The sequence below is a fragment of the Stenotrophomonas sp. YJH_SMC_6 genome, from assembly GCF_059371335.1.
In genome coordinates this window covers 26,130-43,828 of sequence record NZ_JCAFUM010000006.1, presented here as the reverse complement: position 1 = coordinate 43,828, position 17,699 = coordinate 26,130, and the positions used below count along the sequence as shown (strand labels likewise).

Genomic DNA, 17,699 nt, shown 5'->3' with positions numbered 1-17,699 from the left:
AAGCGATCATTGATCGGCAGCAACAAATCCACCGGTCTGTCGCGCCCACAACCGTGCGTACAGGCCACCGGTCGCAATCAGTTCGGCGTGGGTGCCGGTCTCCACGATGCGTCCCTGGTCCATCACCACCAACCGGTCCATGCGCGCGATGGTCGACAGCCGGTGCGCGATCGCGATCACCGTCTTGCCGCCCATCAGCTCATCCAGGCTGTCCTGGATCGCCGCTTCCACTTCCGAGTCCAGTGCCGAGGTTGCTTCGTCCAGCACCAGGATCGGGGCGTCCTTCAGCAGCACGCGGGCAATGGCGATGCGTTGGCGCTGGCCGCCGGACAGCTTCACGCCGCGCTCGCCGACATGTGCGTCGTAGCCACGACGCCCCTGCCCGTCCACCAGCGTATCGATGAAGGCTTCGGCACGTGCCTTGGCCACCGCAGCGCGCAGCTGCTCATCGGTCGCGTCTGGACGGCCGTACAGCAGGTTGTCGCGGATCGAGCGATGCAGCAGCGAGGTGTCCTGGGTGACCACACCGATCTGCTGGCGCAGGCTTTCCTGGGTGACGTAGGCAATGTCCTGGCCGTCGATCAGGATGCGGCCGCTTTCCAGGTCGTACAGGCGCAGCAGCACATTGACCAGGGTCGACTTGCCGGCACCCGAAGGACCGACCAGGCCGATCTTCTCGCCCGGCTTCACCACCAGGTCCAGGCCTGCGATCACGCCACCCTTCTTGCCGTAGTGGAAGTGGATGTCCTGGAAATGCACGCCGCCACGGGTCACCTGCAACGGCACTGCATCCTCGCGGTCCTGCACGGTCAGCGGCTGGGCGATGGTGGTGATGCCATCCTGCACCGTGCCGATGTCCTCGAAGATGCCGTTGATGGTCCACATGATCCAGCCGGACATGTTGTGGATGCGGATCACCAGGCCGGTCGCCAGCGTGATCGCACCGACGGTGATGTGGCCGCCATTCCACAGCCAAAGCGCCAGCCCACAGGTACCGGCGATCAGGAAACCGTTGACGATGGCGATGGTCAGGTCCATGCCGGTGGTCACCCGGGTCTGCGCGCGGTGCTTGACCGCCAGTTCCTGGATCGACTCGGCCACGTAGGCCTGCTCGCGCCCGCCATGGGCGAACAGCTTCAGCGTGGGAATGTTGGTGTAGCCATCGACGATGCGGCCCATCGCCTTGGAACGCGCTTCGGACGCAATCCAGGCCCGTTCCTTCGCGCGCGGCACGAAGTAGACCATGATCACCGCATAGGCCAGCAGCCACAGGATCAGCGGCACCATCAGCCGCCAGTCGGCCTGCGCGAACAGGTACAGCGCGGTGCCGGTATAGACCACGATGTACCAGAGCGAATCGACCATCTGCACCGCCGACTCGCGCAGCGAGGTACCGGTCTGCATCACCCGGTTGGCGACGCTGCCGGCGAAGTCGTTCTGGAAGAAGCTCAGGCTCTGCCGCACCACATAGTTGTGCATCAACCAGCGCGAGCGGTTGCTCAGGCCGGGCACGATGGCCTGGTTGACCAGCAGGTTGTGCAGGCCGACCAGGATCGGACGCGCGATGACCGTGATGAACAGCATCCAGCCCAGGTCGTTGGCATGGCGCTTGAAGAAGTCGGCACCGGGCTGCTCGGCGACCATGTCGACGATGCGGCCCAGGTAATCGAACATCGCCACTTCCACCAGCGCCAGCAGCAGGCCGGCGATGAGCGTGGCCAGCAGCACCGGCCACACCGGGCGCAGGTAGTGCAGGTAGAACGGCAGCACCTTGCGCGGAGGCATCCGCCCGTCCACGGGCGGGAACACCGGAATCAGGGATTCAAACCAACGGAACATCGCATTCCCTCGCCATCTTTAGCTGGCGGAGTATCCCATGCCGCATGTGTACGCCGGCCGACGATCGCTGCGGCTGCGGTCGTGCCGGCCGCTGGCCGGCACCCTTGCGACGCATCCGGGGATCATGAGGTTGCCGGCCAGCGGCCGACACTACCCATCGGATTCGTCAAACGTCAGCGCCGGGCCACGCCCGGCGGCGTCATTTCACTGGGGTGAACAGCAGGTCCTGGAAATCGAAACTGAAATCGGTCAGGTCGGAAATCGGCTGCATGCGCACCTCGCGCACCTTGCCGTCCGGGTCCAGGCTGAAGTTCACGAACGCGTCGGCGTTGAGCGAACGGTCGTCCCAGCGCACGATGAAGGTGTCGTGCTGCCAGTGCTCCAGGCGTCCGCTCAGCTGCGCGGTCCTGGCAAAGCGCAGGCGCAGTCCCTTGCCCCCGGCACTGACCTGCATGTCGCCATACCAGCGGTCGCGGAACATGCCTGTGTAGCCGGCCAGCGCCAGCGACGGCCTGCTGCCCTTGTCGCGCGCGCTCTGGTGCTTGGCCCACGCCTCGTCGGCCTTGTCCTGTCCCTTGGCCACGGCCTTGGCATAGGCGTCCACCCAGTCATGCTTTTCACCGCCCAGGTAGGCATCGAGCACACTCAGGGTGATCGCATTGAACGCCGCGCCCACTTCCTGATTGGTCAGCACCACCACGCCCAGTTTCTCGCCCGGTACCAGGGTCAGCCGCGAAACCATGCCCGGCCAGCCACCGGTGTGCCAGACCAGCTTCTGCCCGCGGTAGTCGCTCAGGCTCCAGCCTTCGCCATAGCCGGCGAAGTTGGCCCGCGCCGGTGCCAGCTCCGGCACGCTCGGCGCCGGGATCGACTGCGGCGTGATCATCCGCCACATCTGCTGCTGGCTCTTCTCGGAGAACAACGGCGTGCCGTCGGCCAGTTTGCCTTCGGCCAGCTGCACCTGCATCCAGCGCGCCATGTCGTGCGCGCTGGAATAGATGCCGCCGGCGCCGGCATTGTTCGACCAGGTCAGCGGCGCGACGGTGCGCAGGTCCTTGAAATCGTACTTGGCGTGGCCGACCGCGGCCTTGTCGCCCGGCTTCAGGTGATCGGCGTTGTAGCGCGTACCGGCCATGCCCACCTTGTCGAAGATGCGGGTCTGCAGGAACTGCTGGTAACTCATGCCGGAAACATGCTCGATCACCTGCTGGGCGACCGCGTACAGGATGTTGTCGTACGCATAGCCCTCGCGGAATCCACCCTTCAGCGGCACCTTGCCCAGCCGCTCCACCACTTCGGCATTGCTGTAGGAGGTGGTCGGCCAGAACAACAGGTCACCGGCGCCCAGGCTTAGTCCGCTGCGATGCGACAGCAGGTCGCGGATCGTCATCTGGCCGGTCACGAACGGATCGGACATGCGGAACGACGGCAGGTGGTCGATCACCTTGTCGTCCATCTTCAGCTTGCCGTCCTCGGCCAGCAGGTTCAGCGAGGTAGCGGTGAACGCCTTGGTGTTGGACGCAATGGCAAACAGCGTATCGGCCTGCACCGGTTCCGGCTTGCCCTGCTCGCGCACGCCCCAGCCGCGCTCCAGCACCACCTCGCCATCCTTGACCACCGCCACCGCAATACCGGGCACGTCGAACTGCGCGCGCACGCGCTCGACGGTTGCATCCAGCTCCTGCAGCTGCGCCGGGGTGGCAGCGCTCGCCATGGTCGTGCACGCCAGCAGCACGGCTCCTCCAATCCAGGGTTTCATCCAGCACGATCTCCGAACAGGGGTGGCGGCCATGTGCAGGCCGTCACCGGGGTTTCGCGGGATGGTAACGTTCTGCGTTGCACCCTGCCCTGTGCCATAGGAGGGGTGTCATGGGCGAGAACGGCCAACCGAGCAGCGGCTCCACCATCATTCCGTGCCTGCGCTACCGCGATGCGCAGGCTGCCATCGACTGGCTGCAGCGCGCCTTCGGCTTCCATGCCCAGGCCGTCTACGCCGATGGCGATACGGTGTTCCATGCGCAGCTGACCTTCGGCACCGGCATGATCATGCTGGGCTCGGCCAGCAACCAGAGCGCGTGGAGCGAGCATGCGGCGATGCCTGATGAGGTCGGCGGCCGCCAGACGCAGAGTGCCTGCGTGATCGTCACCGATGCCGGCGCGCACTACGCCCGGGCCAAGGCCGCCGGTGCCCGAATCGTCATCGACATCGCCGACCAGGACTACGGCGGCCGTGGCTATGCCTGCGCCGACCCGGAAGGCTACCTGTGGTGGTTCGGCAGCTACGACCCGTGGCGCGCGGACCACGGCCAGTGACCGCCGGAGCGATCCGCTGCGGCATCGGTGGCTGGGTGTTTCCCGAATGGCGCGGCGGCGTTTTCTACCCCGTGGGCCTGCCGCAGCGTGAAGAACTGGCCCATGCCAGCCGTGCCCTGCGTTGCATCGAAATCAACGGCACCTTCTACCGCACGCCCACCGCCGCGCAGTGCGCGCAGTGGGCCGCGCAGACGCCGGAAGGCTTCAGGTTCTCGATGAAGGCGCCACGCTACCTGGTGCAGCGCCGCGACCTGTCCAGCACGGTCGAGGCGGCCGCGCCCTTCCTGCAGGCGGCGACTGCGCTCGGTGACCGGCTGGGCCCGCTGCTGTGGCAGTTCGATCCACGGCATCCGGCCGACGCCGAAGCACTGGAACGGCTGATGGCACAGCTGCCGAAGCATCTGGAAGGGGTGCCGCTGCAGCATGCGCTGGAGGTCCGCAACGCCGAGGCACATGGCCCGGCACTGGTCGACGCCGCCCGCCGCCACGGCGTGGCGCTGGTGATCGAGGACAGCGACGAGGCGCCATTGCACGGCGATGTCAGTGCCGGCTTCGTCTATGCGCGGATCAAGCGCAGCCAGGCCCGCTTGAACGAGGGTCTGCCGGCGCCCGTGCAGCAGCGCTGGGCCGAACGCGCACACCGCTGGTCACGCGGCGAACCGGTGGATGACCTGCCCTGCCTGGCCGCGCCAGCTCCGGAAACCCCGCGCGAGGTCTACCTGCTGTGCATCGGCGCGGGCAAGGCACGCAACCCGGCGGCGGCGATGGCCCTGCAGCGGCGGGTTGACCAGGGCAGCGATCCCACACGCGGGTAGCGCTGCGACGTTCGCCTTGCCTCACAATAGGCGGATGAGCACACCCGACACCCGCAAAGCGCTGTGGCAGATCCACTTCTGTGTCCTGCTGTGGGGCGTCACCGCCATCCTCGGCAAGCTGATCACCCTGCCCGCATTGCCGCTGGTGTGGTGGCGCATGCTGCTGGTGACGGCGATGCTGGCGCTGCTGCCACGGGTGTGGCGCGGGCTGCGCACCCTGCCCCTGCGGCTGGTGGCCGGCTACGCCGGCATCGGTGCACTGGTTGCCCTGCACTGGCTGACGTTCTACGGTGCGGTGAAGCTGGCCAACGCGTCGGTGGCCGCCACGTGCATCGCGCTGGCGCCGGTGTTCACCTCGATCATCGAACCGTGGGTGGCCAAGCGGCCGTTCCAGCTGCGTGAACTGGCCTTCGGCCTGGCAGTACTGCCGGGCGTGGCGCTGGTGGTGGGTGGCGTGCCCGATGGCATGCGCCTGGGTGTACTGATCGGCGCGATCTCGGCGTTGCTGGTAGCGGTGTTCGGCTCGCTCAACAAGCGCATGGTCAGCCACGCCGATCCGCTCACGGTCACCGCCCTGGAGCTGGGGGCCGGCACCCTCACCCTGACCCTGCTGGCACCGCTGATGCCCTACCTGCTGCCAGCACTGGCCAGCCCGCTGTGGGTGGTCCCGAATCTGCACGACGGCATCCTGCTGCTGGTGCTGGCCGGGTTCTGCACGCTGCTGCCGTTCGCCCTGGCCCTGGTCGCGCTGCGCCACCTGAGCGCCTATACGGTTCAACTGGTGACCAACCTGGAGCCGGTCTATGCGGTGGTGCTGGCGGTGGTGCTGCTGCGCGAGCAGCACGAGGTCACGCCGTGGTTCTACCTGGGCGTGGCCATCATTGTCGGCGCGGTGTTCCTGCATCCGCTGCTGAACCGCCGCAAGCCGGTGCAGCACCCGGAAATCCTTGGCACGGCCGAAGCACGCAACATCGCCGATTGAGTGCATCCACGCATGTCGTGGATCTACCGGGCGGGGCGATTCAGCCCGCCCGTTCCACCCGGTTGCGGCCATTGCCCTTGGCCCGGTACAGCGCCTTGTCGGCACGTGCCAGGGTCTCGTCCACGCTCTCGCCAATGTGGTGCTGGGCGACACCGATACTGATCGTGACCGGGAACCCCAGCGGAAGGTCGGCCACCGCCAGGCGCAGGAACTCGCATTGCAGTTCCGCGGTGCGCAGGTCGGTACCGGGCATCACCGCCACGAACTCTTCGCCGCCATAACGCGCGGCCATGCCGCGGCCGGCGAAGTGCGAGCGCAGCAACGCTCCCAGTTCGGCCAGTACCCGGTCGCCGGTGGCGTGCCCCTGGAAGTCGTTGATGTGCTTGAAATGGTCGATGTCCAACAGCGCCACGCAGGCCGCGGTGGGTGGATTCCCGGCCACCGCCTCTTCCAGCGCGGCCGCCATCGCACGGCGGTTGGGCAGGCCGGTCAAGTCATCGGTACGGCTCTGTGCGGCCAGATCGGCATTCTGCGCCAGCAGTACGTCCTGATATTCCGACAACAGGCGCTCGTAATCATCCCGCTCCAGCATGTGCTTCTGGATGTCGAGGGCGAAGCGCCGCAGTTCCATCACCAGCATCACCTGCCGCGACAGTGCGGCCAGCGCTTCGGCCTTGTCGCTGGCCAGGTGCTGCGGATGCGCATCGAACACGCACAGCGTGCCCAGCGGCAGGCCATCGGAACTGATCAGCGGCGCACCGGCATAGAAGCGGATGTGCGGATCGCCGGTCACCACCGGATTGTCGTGGAAGCGGATGTCCTGCAGCGCGTCCTCGACCACCATGATTTCCTGCGGCTGCAGGATGGCGTGGCCGCACATCGATTCGCTACGCAGGTTCTCCGCCGCATCGATGCCCTGGATCGACTTGAACCATTGCCGTTCGACGTCGATCAGGGTCACCGCCGCCATCGAAGTGCCGCAGATCGCCTTGGCGATCACCACCAGGTCGTCGAAGGATTTTTCGCGCTCCGAATCCAGGATGCGGTAGCGGTACAGCGCCTCTAGCCGAAGGGCTTCGTTGGCAGGCTTGTCGGGCTTGATCATGCAGCGTCACGTTCCGGCAGGTCACCGCGAAGTCTAGCTTATGCAGAGCCGGGCCCATGCCCGGCTGCACCCGGCAAATGGCGGCCGAGCATGGCTCGGCCCACAGGCGTCGTTTACCAGTCCAGCTGCTTCGGCAGCAGGCCCTGCAGTTCCTGCTCGGTCAGGTTGCGCCACTGGCCCGGCTTCAGCGCGCCGATCTTGATGTTGTCGATGCGCACGCGGCGCAGCTGGGTCACGCGATAGCCGAATTCGGCGGCCATCAGGCGGATCTGCCGGTTCAGGCCCTGCTGCAGGGTGATACGGAAGCCGAACTTGGCGATGCGCGAGGTCTTGCACGGCAGCGTCATCTGGTCGTGGATGCGCACGCCGCGCGCCATGCCGCGCAGGAACTCATCGGTGACCGGCTTGTTCACCGCCACCAGGTATTCCTTCTGGTGGCCATTTTCGGCGCGCAGGATCTGGTTGACGATGTCGCCGTTGCTGGTCATCAGGATCAACCCCTCGGATTCCTTGTCCAGGCGGCCGATCGGGAAGATGCGCTGTTCGTGGCCGACGAAGTCGACGATGTTGCCCTTGACCGAAGTTTCGGTCGTGCAGGTGACGCCTACCGGCTTGTTCAGTGCGATGTAGACGTGGCGGCGGGCGCCGGGCTTGCGTGCCACGCGGGCGCGCAGCGGCTGGCCGTCGACCAGCACCTGGTCTTCCTCGCCCACCACCGCGCCGGTACCGGCCGGATGGCCGTTGACGGTAACGCGGCGCGCGGCGATCAGGCGATCGGCCTCGCGGCGGGAGCAGAAGCCGGTGTCGGCGATATGTTTGTTGAGTCGGGTGGTCATCGGCCCATTATCCGGCATCGCCGCCCGCTGCGCTTCATGCCAGGGCGGGCGGATCGAGCTCCTCACCGTCGAAGACCCGGTTGCGGCCCGCCCGCTTTGCCACGTACATGGCATGGTCGGCGCGCCGCAGCAGCCCGGCCAGATCGTCCTCGCCCGGTCGCCACTGCGCCAGGCCGATGCTGGCGGTCACCTCCAGCCCCGGCACCTGCAGGGCCTGGCCAGCCTCGGTGATGCGCTGGCGCAGGCGGTCCAGCCGCGCCGACGCCGCCTCGCGCGGCATGCCGGGCATCAGCAGCAGGAACTCTTCGCCGCCCATCCGCACCACTTCGTCCTGGCTGCGCACCGCCGCGCGCAGGGCACGCGCCACCGCCACCAGCACCTGGTCGCCCACTGCGTGGCCGTGGCGGTCGTTGATGTCCTTGAACAGGTCGATGTCGAGGAAGCCGATCACCAACGGGCCGCGCTCACGGTCCACCCGTTCCAGATGGCGGGCCAGCTGCTGCAGTCCGGCGCGACGGTTGGGAAGCCCGGTCAGGCCATCGGTCTCGGCCAGCTGGCGAAGTTCATCACGCTGCTGGCGCAGCCGGCCCAGCCGCTGGTTCAACGCATACGCGGCCATCATCAACAGCCAGGTCACCGCCAGCTGCAGCGCCTCCACCCGGTATTCCAGCAGCCACGCCGCACCACAGGCATCGGCGATGATCAGTACCAGCATCGGTGCCAGCGCGGCCAGACCCGCCTGTGCCCAACGGTCGCCGCGCCAGCGTGCCCAGACGCCGACCATCAGTGCCAGGCCACATCCGGACAGATAGGACACCTGCAAGCCCTTCGCGACCCAGGCCAGATGCTCCCAGCGCAGCCACGGCACCAGCACGGCCAGCGCCATCAGGGTCCACAACACCGCCAGTTGGGCCGGGCGCGATCGAGGCAGCACGCGGTCGCCTCCGTTCAGCCGCCACAGCGCCGGCAGCACCAGCGCCTGGGTCGCAGCGGTCAGCGCCAGCAGCCACCAGGCGCCGTGCTCGCCCACCGGCAGCCAGGGTTCCGGATAGCCGCTCAGCCCGCCGAGGATGGCCTGCCACAGCACCATCACGGTGGTGCCGGCGATGTAGACCAGGAAACTGCGGTCCCGGGTGGTCAGGAAGGCCATCAACGCCGACAGCGCCAGCGCAATCGCCACCGCGATGCAGGCCGCGCGCACCAGCAGGCGGGCGGTGTCGTTCTGCTGCACCGGGCTGGGCGCGCCCAGCCGCAGGGTCGGCACCCAACGTGCCTTCAGCGGTGTCTGCCAGGAGACCAGGAACGGCTCATGGCTGCCGGCCGGCGGTACCGCCACCAGGCCGATGCCAGCCCGGAAACGTGAATCGCGGGTGCGCGCATCGTGCATGTTGCCGCAGATCTCGCGGTCGCCATGCTGGACGCGCACTTCACCGGCAAAGACGTTGAACACATCCAGCGCCTGCGGTTGCCCTGACCAGCCCTGCGGCGGAGCCGGTACCAGCACCTGCTGGCGGGCGCCGGACAGCATGTCCGGCGTGCATGCGCGGTGCGGCGTCGGCTCGTCGGTAGCGCCGCCGACCAGCAGATAATCATGGCCCGACACGGCCTCTGCAGCCTGAAGCGGCCACGGCAACGCCAACCACACCATCAGGACGGCCAGCACCGCTCCTGTTCCATACCGCCACTGCCTGCCGCCCACGCCACGTCCTGTTCCTGCTTACGTCCGCGCCCACTGCGCGCCGCCCCTGGCGCGCATTATCGCAGCCGGGCACGCCACGCATGTGTAGACCAAAGTCGGCGCCCGCGGTTCAGCCAGCCGCCGGCGGCCCCTTCACCGCGACCAGCCGTACCGGGCGCAGATCGACCAGGGTCAGCCGCTCCAGCGGCTGCGGCCGTTCGATGGCATAGCCCTGCAGCCCTTGCACGCCAAGCCGGGTCAGCGCACCGGCAACCTCGGCGGTCTCCACCCACTCGGCCACCACTTCCATCTGCAGCTCGCGCCCGAGCTCGCTGATCGCGCGCACCGTGGCGTGGCTGACCGGGTCGGTATCCATGTCGCGCACGAAGGCGCCGTCGATCTTCAGGATGTCCGCCGGCAACTGGCGCAGGTAGCCGAAGGAAGACAGGCCGGAGCCGAAGTCATCCAGCGCCATCCGGCACCCCCGTGCCTTCACCGCATCGATGAAGGCGCGGGCCTGGCTGAGGTTGCTGATCGCCGCAGTCTCGGTGATCTCGAAGCACAACTTGGAGGCCAGCGCGCGGTTGCGCTCGAGCAGGTCGCAGACGAAGGCGAGGAATCCCGGCTCGGCGATCGACTGCGCGGACACGTTGACGTTGCACAGGCCCAGCTGGCGCACGTGCGCCGGGCACACCTGCAGGTGGCGGAACAGTAGCCCGAGCACGTGCCGGTCCAGCGCCACTGCCATGCCATAGCGCTCCACCGCCGGCATGAAATGGCCGGGCAGATGCAGGCTGCCATCGGTACCACGCATGCGCACCAGCTCCTCGTAGTGCAGGTAGGACGGATCGCCCACGCGGGCGATGCGCTGCGCATACAGCAGCATGCGATTCTCGGCCATCGCCAGGCTGACGCCCTGCAGGCGCTCGGCCTCCTGCCGCCGCTCCTCCAGCGCCATGCGGTTCTCATTGAAGCAGTGCACGCGGTTGCGCCCGGCCTGCTTGGCGGCATAGCAGGCGCTGTCGGCAGCACTCATCAACCAGTTCACGTCCGGCGCATCGGCACTGACCTCGACCACGCCGATGCTGCAGCTCAGCTGCGGGCTGCCCTCGCTGATCGGAAACGTGGCCTGGCCCAGGTTGCGGATCACCCGCTGCAGCACCCGCTTGGCTTCGTCCTGCCCGGCATGGGCGAGGAACACGGCGAACTCGTCGGCGCCCAGGCGGCCGACCCAGTCACCGTCACGCACGGCCGCCACCAGATAGTCGGCGAAACTGCGCAGCATCTGGTCACCGGCGGCATGGCCGAAGCTGTCGTTGACCAGCTTGAAGTGGTCCAGGTTGATGTAGCACAGCGCATGCGTACCGCCATCACTGCGTACCTGCAGCAGCGCACGCTCCAGCAGCCGCTCGATCTCGCGGCGGTTGATCAGGCCGGTCAGCGGATCGTGGCTGGCGTGATGCTCGATCTCACGTGCCAATGCATGGTTCTGGCTGACATCCTCGATGATCGCAAACACCGACAGGCCGCCTCCCGCGCTGCGCACGCCGGTGCCACTCCAGCGCCCCCACACCAGGCTGCCATCGCGGCGGCAGAAGCGCAGTTCACTCGGCCGCAGCTGCCGGTCCCAGTCGATGCGGCCGACGCCATCGATGACCAGTTCGCCTTCCATCAACAGATCGCCGAGCGACATCTGCAGCAGCACGTCGCGTCGGTAGTCGAGGATGTCGGCCATCGCCTGGTTGGCTTCGATCACCTTGCCGTCGGTGTCGAGCTTGAGCATGCCGACATTGGCCTGGTAGAAGGCCGCACGGAAGCGGCTTTCATGCTCGGTCAGGTCCTTGCCGACGCGGCGCGCGAGGGCCACCGCCATCAGGCTGATCGCCAGCACCGACAACCCGCCCACCACAAGCGTGGCGATCCGTACCATCGTGGCCATGCGCAGCAACGCTTGCGAAAATGCCTGCGCCTGCACCTGCAGCCGCCGGTCCAGATCACGCAGTTGTTGCAGGTACCGATCGCGGTCCGCCGCTGGCAGCACGCCTTGGGCGTGCCCCGACTGCAGCTCGGCAACCAGCCGCTGCACGGCCAACAGATCATCGTCGGTCTGTCGCCACAGCGTGGTTGCTTCCCGGAATGCACCGATGTCGCGTGCATAGCGGAACGAGAACACCAGGCGTGGGATATCGGCGCGCGCGTTGCCACCCTGCAGGAAGCCCTGCCTGGCCTTTTCCTCGTCCGGTACCGCCTGTTCCAGCGCCAGCCGGGCCTGCAGATCGCCCAATGGAATCCGCAGCGCCTGGCGCGCGTCGTCCAGGTCCTGGGCATGGCCACGCGCCAGGTAGCGGCTCAGCGCAGCGGTTGCATCCTGCTGCCCTCGTGACCAGTACCCCTGGCCGGCAATCCAGGCCGTCGAGGCTGCCTGCAGTTCCTGGATCAACGCGGACAACGCGACCAACCCGATCGCCATGCCCGTCAACAACGCAAAGCGCAATCCCAGCCCACGGGTCATCGGCACCCGCCGGCTCTGCTGGTCCGTGCCACTTCTACCCATCCCGGATCCCCCCGAATGTGCTGCGGTGACAACCTGCCTTGGAACCGGCCCAGCCTATGACCGGCAATGTGTGGGCCATGCGAAAAAGGGAACGGAGGGGATTAAGTCGTTTTCGGCATAAGCGCATGGCCTGCCATTTACGACTTAATCCCCTCCGTCCCCTTTTCCTGGACGCCAGCCCGGGGGCTGGCGTTGTTATGGACGGCTGCGGGTGCGGCTTAGAAGCTGCGCGGGCCGCGCGGCTTGAAGCCGTCACGACGCGGCGGCCGGCTGTCGCGGTCACCGCCGCGGTCGCCACCGTGGCCACCCGGACCACCCGGGCCACCACGACGCGGACCACCCGGGCCGCCCGGGCCACGCTTGTCGAAGCGCGGCTTGAACGGACGCGGGGCCGGGTTGGTGTCTTCACCCGGAGCCAGCGCACGCATCTGCAGCTGCTGGCCGGACACCCACACCTTCTGCAGGTGCGACAGCACGTCCGGCGGCATCTGTGCCGGCAGGTCCAGCAGCGAGAAGTCGTCGTGGATGTCGATGCGGCCGATGAAGCGGCTTTCCAGGCCCGCTTCGTTGGCGATGGCGCCGACGATGTTGGCCGGCTTCACGCCATGCTGGTGGCCCACCGAAATGCGGTAGGTCTCCATGCCCTGCTCCGGTGCACCACGCGGCGGAACCTCACGGCGCGGACGCTGCTCGAAACCACCTTCGGCGTCGTCGCGACGCGGGCCACGCTCGAAGCGCGGACCACGCTCGTTGCGGTCGAAGCGATCGCCACGTTCCGGACGGTCGCCACGGTCGAAACGCTCGCGCGGGGCGCGCTCTTCACGCGGGGCACGCACCGGCGGCTGCAGCAGGAACGGGGTGTCACCCTGCAGCATCTTGGCCAGCGCGGCGGCGATCTCGATGGCCGGCACGTTCTGCTCGTTCTCGAAGCGCTCCAGCAGCTGGCGGTAGAAGTCCAGGCCGCCGGCACCGAGGGTTTCGCTGATGCGCGAGGTGAACTTGTTGATGCGGGTGTCGTTGACCGCTTCCACGCTCGGCAGCTGCATCTCTTCGATCGGCTGGCGGGTGGCGCGCTCGATCTGGCGCAGCATGCCCTTCTCGCGCGGGGTGGCGAACAGGATCGCCTCGCCGCTGCGGCCGGCACGACCGGTACGGCCGATACGGTGCACGTAGCTTTCGGTGTCATACGGAATGTCGTAGTTCAGCACGTGGCTGATGCGCTCCACGTCCAGGCCGCGCGCAGCCACGTCGGTGGCGACCAGGATGTCCAGCTTGCCTTCCTTCAGCATGGCGATGGTGCGCTCACGCTGGGCCTGCTGCATGTCGCCGTTGATGGCGGCAGCGGCCAGGCCACGGGCCTGCAGCTTGCTGGCCAGCTCTTCGGTGCCGGCCTTGGTGCGCGCGAAGATGATCATCGCGTCGAACGGCTCGACTTCCAGGATGCGGGTCAGCGCATCCAGCTTGTGCATGCCGCTCACCCACCAGTAACGCTGGCGGATGTTGGCCGAGGTGGTGGTCTTGGCCGCGATGGTCACTTCCACCGGGTCCTGCAGGTAGGTCTGCGCGATGCGGCGGATCTGCGGCGGCATGGTGGCCGAGAACAAGGCCACCTGGCGCTGCTCCGGCAGCTTCTTCAGCACCGCTTCGACGTCGTCGATGAAGCCCATGCGCAGCATTTCATCGGCTTCGTCCAGCACCAGGGTCTTCAGCTCGGACAGGTCCAGGGTGCTGCGGTCCAGGTGGTCGATCACGCGACCGGGGGTACCGACCACGATATGCACGCCACGGCGCAGGGCCGACAGCTGCTGCCCGTAAGGCTGGCCGCCGTACACCGGCAGCACGCGGAAGCCCGGGATCTTCGACGAGTAGGACTGGAACGCCTCGGCGACCTGGATGGCCAGTTCGCGGGTCGGCGCCAGGATCAGGGCCTGCGGCTTGATCTGCTGCAGGTCGATGTTGGACAGTACCGGCAGCGCGAACGCGGCGGTCTTGCCGGTACCGGTCTGGGCCTGGCCCAGCACGTCGCGGCCTTCCAGCATCGCCGGGATGGTGGCGGCCTGGATCGGCGACGGGGTTTCGTAGCCGATGGCGGTGACCGCCTGCATCACGGGCTCGGACAGGCCGAGCTGCGCGAACTGCAGCGGCGCTTGGGAATCTTGGGACATGGGGAACTCCGAAGGCACTGCCGTCTTCCTGGCAGTGCGATAAAAAAGGGATGGTCCGCGCTTTGGGCGCCCTTCTTATCGCGTGCCCTGGCGCTGCTCGGTCGGAGGAGATTTCACTCGCTCAGAGCGGGATGATACCGCATTGATCCTGAACGAGGCGTACAGCTTTCCGTGCGCGTGCCGTCATGCCCCGTGCTGGCGCACAATACGCGCCCTCTTCCCGGCCCGGCCGCTGGCCTGCGCCCCTCTTCCCAGGAACCCCGCTCCATGCAGATTCTCGAATTCGACCTCGACGGTGACTACGTCGAACTCAAGCAGCTGCTCAAGCTGGCCGACCTGGTCACCAGCGGCGGCGAAGCCAAGATGGTCATCAGCGAAGGCCTGGTGCGGGTCGACGGCGAAGTCGAACTGCGCAAGGCCTGCAAGATCCGCGCAGGCCAGGTGGTCGAGTTCGCCGACAGCCAGATCCGGGTGCTGGCCGCCGGCTGATGTGAGGCTGTTCAGGCTACGCGCTGGGTCAGGTGCAAGGCAATCAGCTGCCTGAACGGTGCCACGCCCTGCGCCAGGCGCAGGCCGGCCGCCCGCAGCAGCCGCGCCGGGCGGCGATCGTCGGTGTACAGGCTGGCGATCGCATTGGTGGCCTCGTACAGCGGCCGCGACGCCAGCCGGTGACCCCGCTGGTAGCTGGCCAGCATGCCGGCGGCGGCAATGTCGGCACCGCGACGCTGCTGCGCGACGATGCCCTGCGCCAGCCGCTGTGCGCTGGCCAGGCCCAGGTTGAAGCCATGCGCGGTGACCGGGTGCATGCCGACGGCGGCATCGCCGATCAGCGCCGAACGCTCGCCAACAAAACGGTGCGCGTACACACCCACCAGCGGATACGCCTGCGGCGTGGCCACCGGCTGCATCCGGCCCAGCCGATGTTCGAAGCAAGCACTGATGGCCTCGCCGAAGGCCACCTCGTCCATCGCCAGCAGCGCCTCGATCTGCCGCGGCGGCAGCGTGATCACCGCCGATGCCTGGCCCTCGTTGAGCGGAAGCAGCGCCATCGTGCGGCCGTAGCCGAACCATTCCCAGGCAGTGTGGCGATGGTCGCGCTCGACCTGCATGCGGCACACCAGCATCGACTTGCCGAAGTCGCGCATCTGCGCACCGATGCCGAGCATGCGGCGGGTGGCGGAGAAGCGGCTGTCAGCGGCCACCAGCAGCCGCGCATGCAGTTGGCTGCCGTCATCGAGTTTGACCACGTGGCCCTGTGCATCGGCTTGCACGCCCTGCACCTTGCGCCCGTCGAACAGTTCCACGCCGTCCTGGCCCTGCACCGCATCCCATGCGGCACGGCGGATCAGATGGTTGGGTACCAGCCAGCCCAGCGGCTGGCCGTCGACCTGGCTGCTGGCGAAGGTCAGCGCGAACGGCGAGCCGCCGTTCATCACCTTGGCATCGCGCAGTTCAGCGACTTCGGCCTGCGGCAGGCGCTGCCACAGACCCAGTTGCTCCATGCTCTGCCGCGAGGCATGGGTCAACGCGATCTCCCTGCCATCGAAGGCGGCCTCGGCCAGGGCCTGGCGCGGCTGCACTTCGACCAGCCCGACCTGCAGCCCGCTGCCGGCCAGCGCGCGCGCGAAGCACAGACCTGCCGGTCCGGCGCCGACCACCACCACGTCCATCCTGCGCATGCGCGCCTCCTGCCGATGATTCAGTTCGCGCCAGCATAGCGCCGCGCACCTGAGCGGCCTTGATCTGGATCAGGCCGACTTACAGAAGTGCGAACACCAGCGCCAGGATCGACAGCAGCGACACCAGCCACACCAGGCTGCGCACGTAGGGCACGCCTGCGGCGTACAGGGGCAGATAGACCACACGCGCCCAGAAGTAGGCCTGCGCCGCCAGTGTAGTGGTGTCGTTGCCGCGACCGGCCACGACCACCGCGATGGCGGCGGCGGCGAAGAACGGGAACGTCTCCAGGAAGTTGGCCTGCGCACGCTGCAGGCGCCCGGCCAGCGCGCTGACCGGCTTTGCGTCGCCATCGCGTGCCGAGGCATTCCACTTCATCCCGCGCTCGCGGGTGACCACGGTGGAGGTGGCGAAGATGTAAACGAAGCCGAGCACGGTCGACCAGGCCAGCATTGTCAGTTCAGTTGCCATTTGCTCATCCACGGGGCATCAGGTTGATCGGACGATCCTCAATTACTTCGATTCATTACGCAGACTGCTGATAATTCGATTCCAGTAGCGCACAGCCTCAAAATGCTGCTGTCTCGTCAACCACGTTTTATTCTCAGGACAGACCGGATCACCGCCAAGGATAACGGGCTTGATCTCAAACAATTCCATGCCCCTGGGGCGCGAATGCTTGTTCAAGTCAACCATCCTGTTCTGCCAGCTGAGCGAACAGATCGGGAATGTCCCTCGCCACCAAGATCGCATGCTGACGATCCATACCTATGAAAGGAACCCGAACCACCGGCATTGCCACATCCGATGTGTCAAGCCCATACCCCTCGCCTCCGCCGTTGGAAGCGAACAAAAATATTCCCGGGGCATATGTCCCGACCTCATATTCACGGTTGAAATCGACTACTTCTTCGACTCTCCAGAAAATGATGTAGCCATCGCCAATGAATCCTTCACCACCATCGTGGGCCTTGAAGAATTCAATGTAACTTTCAGGGAGCGCAAATCCCACGCGCGTTGACAGACCATCGACCGCCGAAGCTGCAGCCGGGCCATTAAGCTGCCCTTCGGTCAGATGATATTGCGTCGTTGTTTTTCCAAGCATCTCTGCAAATGGCTCCACCAATGAATTACCTGCTACCGATCCTCAGGGTGCCGACGCACGCAGGCTGTAACCGGCCAGGCGCCACACCTGGTCCTCGTCGAAACGGAACGAGACCAGCTCGCGCACCGGCTGCGCGCTGTTGGCGAAACGGGTCGGGAAACTGACGTTGATGTACAGCCCTTCCGGCACTGCGGCACCTGCGCTGTACTTGACCCGGGTGATGGTGGGCTGGCCACGCCCGGCCAGCGCACCCAGGCGCGTGCGCTCGGTGGTCAGCTGGCTGACGAATGCGGCCTTCGGTACTGCACGGCGCGCGACGGCGGAGGCGCCATCCCACAGTTCGCCGGCGCGGTTGGCATCGACCAGCTGCGCGGCTTTCAGTGCAGCAGCGCCCATCTCGGCATCCTGTTTCTGCACCTGGGCCTGCTGTGCAGCAGTCAACGCCGGGGCACCGGCGGTGGCTGGCTTCGCAGCCGCTGGCGAGGCCGGGGCCGGGCGTGCCGGAGCCGGTGCCGGCGTGGCCGGCGCAGGTGCCTGCGCCAATGCGGTCAGGGGCAGCAGGGACAGCAGCAGGAGCACACGCTTCATGGACACCGCCGGTTTTCTGGAGAGAACCGCAGTCTACGCCAG

15 protein-coding genes are annotated in these 17,699 nt (G+C 67.0%); 4 read left to right on the top strand and 11 right to left on the bottom strand.

All coding sequences use genetic code 11. The annotated features are described in order from the left end of the window. Positions 1-6: 6 nt before the first annotated feature. Both smrA and AC5P9N_RS08075 read right to left on the bottom strand, forming a co-directional pair. Positions 7-1,839, bottom strand: coding sequence for a multidrug efflux ABC transporter SmrA (smrA, locus tag AC5P9N_RS08080; protein WP_099485266.1), 1,833 nt, complete (start codon positions 1,837-1,839; stop codon positions 7-9). A gap of 199 nt (positions 1,840-2,038) precedes the next feature. Beyond that, on the bottom strand, positions 2,039-3,598 hold the full coding sequence (locus AC5P9N_RS08075; RefSeq protein ID WP_099485267.1) for a serine hydrolase: 1,560 nt from the start codon (positions 3,596-3,598) through the stop codon (positions 2,039-2,041). Between the two features lie 110 nt (positions 3,599-3,708). Between AC5P9N_RS08075 and AC5P9N_RS08070 the strand changes: the two genes are divergently transcribed. Genes AC5P9N_RS08070 through AC5P9N_RS08060 form a run of 3 tightly spaced genes read left to right on the top strand, consistent with a single transcriptional unit; the run spans position 3,709 to position 5,949 of the window. Further along, the gene (locus AC5P9N_RS08070; protein WP_099485268.1) at positions 3,709-4,152 is read left to right on the top strand and encodes a VOC family protein; all 444 of its coding nucleotides are present in this window, start codon (positions 3,709-3,711) and stop codon (positions 4,150-4,152) included. Continuing rightward, positions 4,149-4,967: a DUF72 domain-containing protein gene (locus tag AC5P9N_RS08065; RefSeq protein ID WP_099485269.1), complete on the top strand. Its 819-nt coding sequence runs from the start codon at positions 4,149-4,151 to the stop codon at positions 4,965-4,967. The genes AC5P9N_RS08070 and AC5P9N_RS08065 overlap by 4 nt, the downstream gene beginning before the upstream one ends. Positions 4,968-5,001: 34 nt before the next feature. After that, entirely contained in the window at positions 5,002-5,949 is a 948-nt protein-coding gene (locus tag AC5P9N_RS08060; RefSeq protein WP_012479593.1) for a DMT family transporter, read from the top strand. 40 nt (positions 5,950-5,989) lie between these two features. Here the strand turns inward: AC5P9N_RS08060 and AC5P9N_RS08055 are convergent, their stop codons facing one another. The 5 genes from AC5P9N_RS08055 to AC5P9N_RS08035 form a co-directional block, all read right to left on the bottom strand. Continuing rightward, the gene (locus tag AC5P9N_RS08055) at positions 5,990-7,054 is read right to left on the bottom strand and encodes a sensor domain-containing diguanylate cyclase (RefSeq protein ID WP_099485270.1); all 1,065 of its coding nucleotides are present in this window, start codon (positions 7,052-7,054) and stop codon (positions 5,990-5,992) included. Between the two features lie 113 nt (positions 7,055-7,167). Beyond that, complete coding sequence (locus AC5P9N_RS08050) at positions 7,168-7,890, bottom strand: pseudouridine synthase (RefSeq protein WP_005408708.1); 723 nt, start codon at positions 7,888-7,890, stop codon at positions 7,168-7,170. Positions 7,891-7,924: 34 nt separating this feature from the next. Further along, positions 7,925-9,589, bottom strand: a complete 1,665-nt coding sequence (locus AC5P9N_RS08045; protein WP_099485271.1) for a sensor domain-containing diguanylate cyclase — start codon at positions 9,587-9,589, stop codon at positions 7,925-7,927. A 109-nt stretch (positions 9,590-9,698) separates the two neighbouring features. After that, positions 9,699-12,122 carry a putative bifunctional diguanylate cyclase/phosphodiesterase gene (locus AC5P9N_RS08040; RefSeq protein WP_164212672.1) on the bottom strand — a complete coding sequence of 808 codons (2,424 nt, stop codon included), beginning with the start codon at positions 12,120-12,122 and terminating at the stop codon, positions 9,699-9,701. 218 nt (positions 12,123-12,340) lie between these two features. Next, the gene (locus AC5P9N_RS08035; protein WP_024956275.1) at positions 12,341-14,287 is read right to left on the bottom strand and encodes a DEAD/DEAH box helicase; all 1,947 of its coding nucleotides are present in this window, start codon (positions 14,285-14,287) and stop codon (positions 12,341-12,343) included. Positions 14,288-14,554: 267 nt separating this feature from the next. Here AC5P9N_RS08035 and AC5P9N_RS08030 point away from each other — a divergent pair, with 267 nt between their 5' ends. Further along, positions 14,555-14,776, top strand: a complete 222-nt coding sequence (locus tag AC5P9N_RS08030) for an RNA-binding S4 domain-containing protein (protein WP_005408703.1) — start codon at positions 14,555-14,557, stop codon at positions 14,774-14,776. A gap of 11 nt (positions 14,777-14,787) precedes the next feature. Here AC5P9N_RS08030 and ubiM read toward each other — a convergent pair whose 3' ends face one another. The 4 genes from ubiM to AC5P9N_RS08010 all read right to left on the bottom strand — a co-directional run bounded on the left by ubiM (position 14,788) and on the right by AC5P9N_RS08010 (position 17,657). Further along, positions 14,788-15,966 (bottom strand): 5-demethoxyubiquinol-8 5-hydroxylase UbiM, encoded by a 1,179-nt coding sequence (gene ubiM, locus AC5P9N_RS08025; RefSeq protein WP_099485273.1) that lies wholly within the window; start codon positions 15,964-15,966, stop codon positions 14,788-14,790. Positions 15,967-16,045: 79 nt separating this feature from the next. Beyond that, complete coding sequence (locus AC5P9N_RS08020; RefSeq protein WP_099485274.1) at positions 16,046-16,435, bottom strand: MAPEG family protein; 390 nt, start codon at positions 16,433-16,435, stop codon at positions 16,046-16,048. 217 nt (positions 16,436-16,652) lie between these two features. Then, positions 16,653-17,087 (bottom strand): SMI1/KNR4 family protein, encoded by a 435-nt coding sequence (locus AC5P9N_RS08015; protein WP_495223824.1) that lies wholly within the window; start codon positions 17,085-17,087, stop codon positions 16,653-16,655. Between the two features lie 24 nt (positions 17,088-17,111). Continuing rightward, complete coding sequence (locus AC5P9N_RS08010; protein WP_005408699.1) at positions 17,112-17,657, bottom strand: DUF4019 domain-containing protein; 546 nt, start codon at positions 17,655-17,657, stop codon at positions 17,112-17,114. Positions 17,658-17,699: the final 42 nt, after the last annotated feature.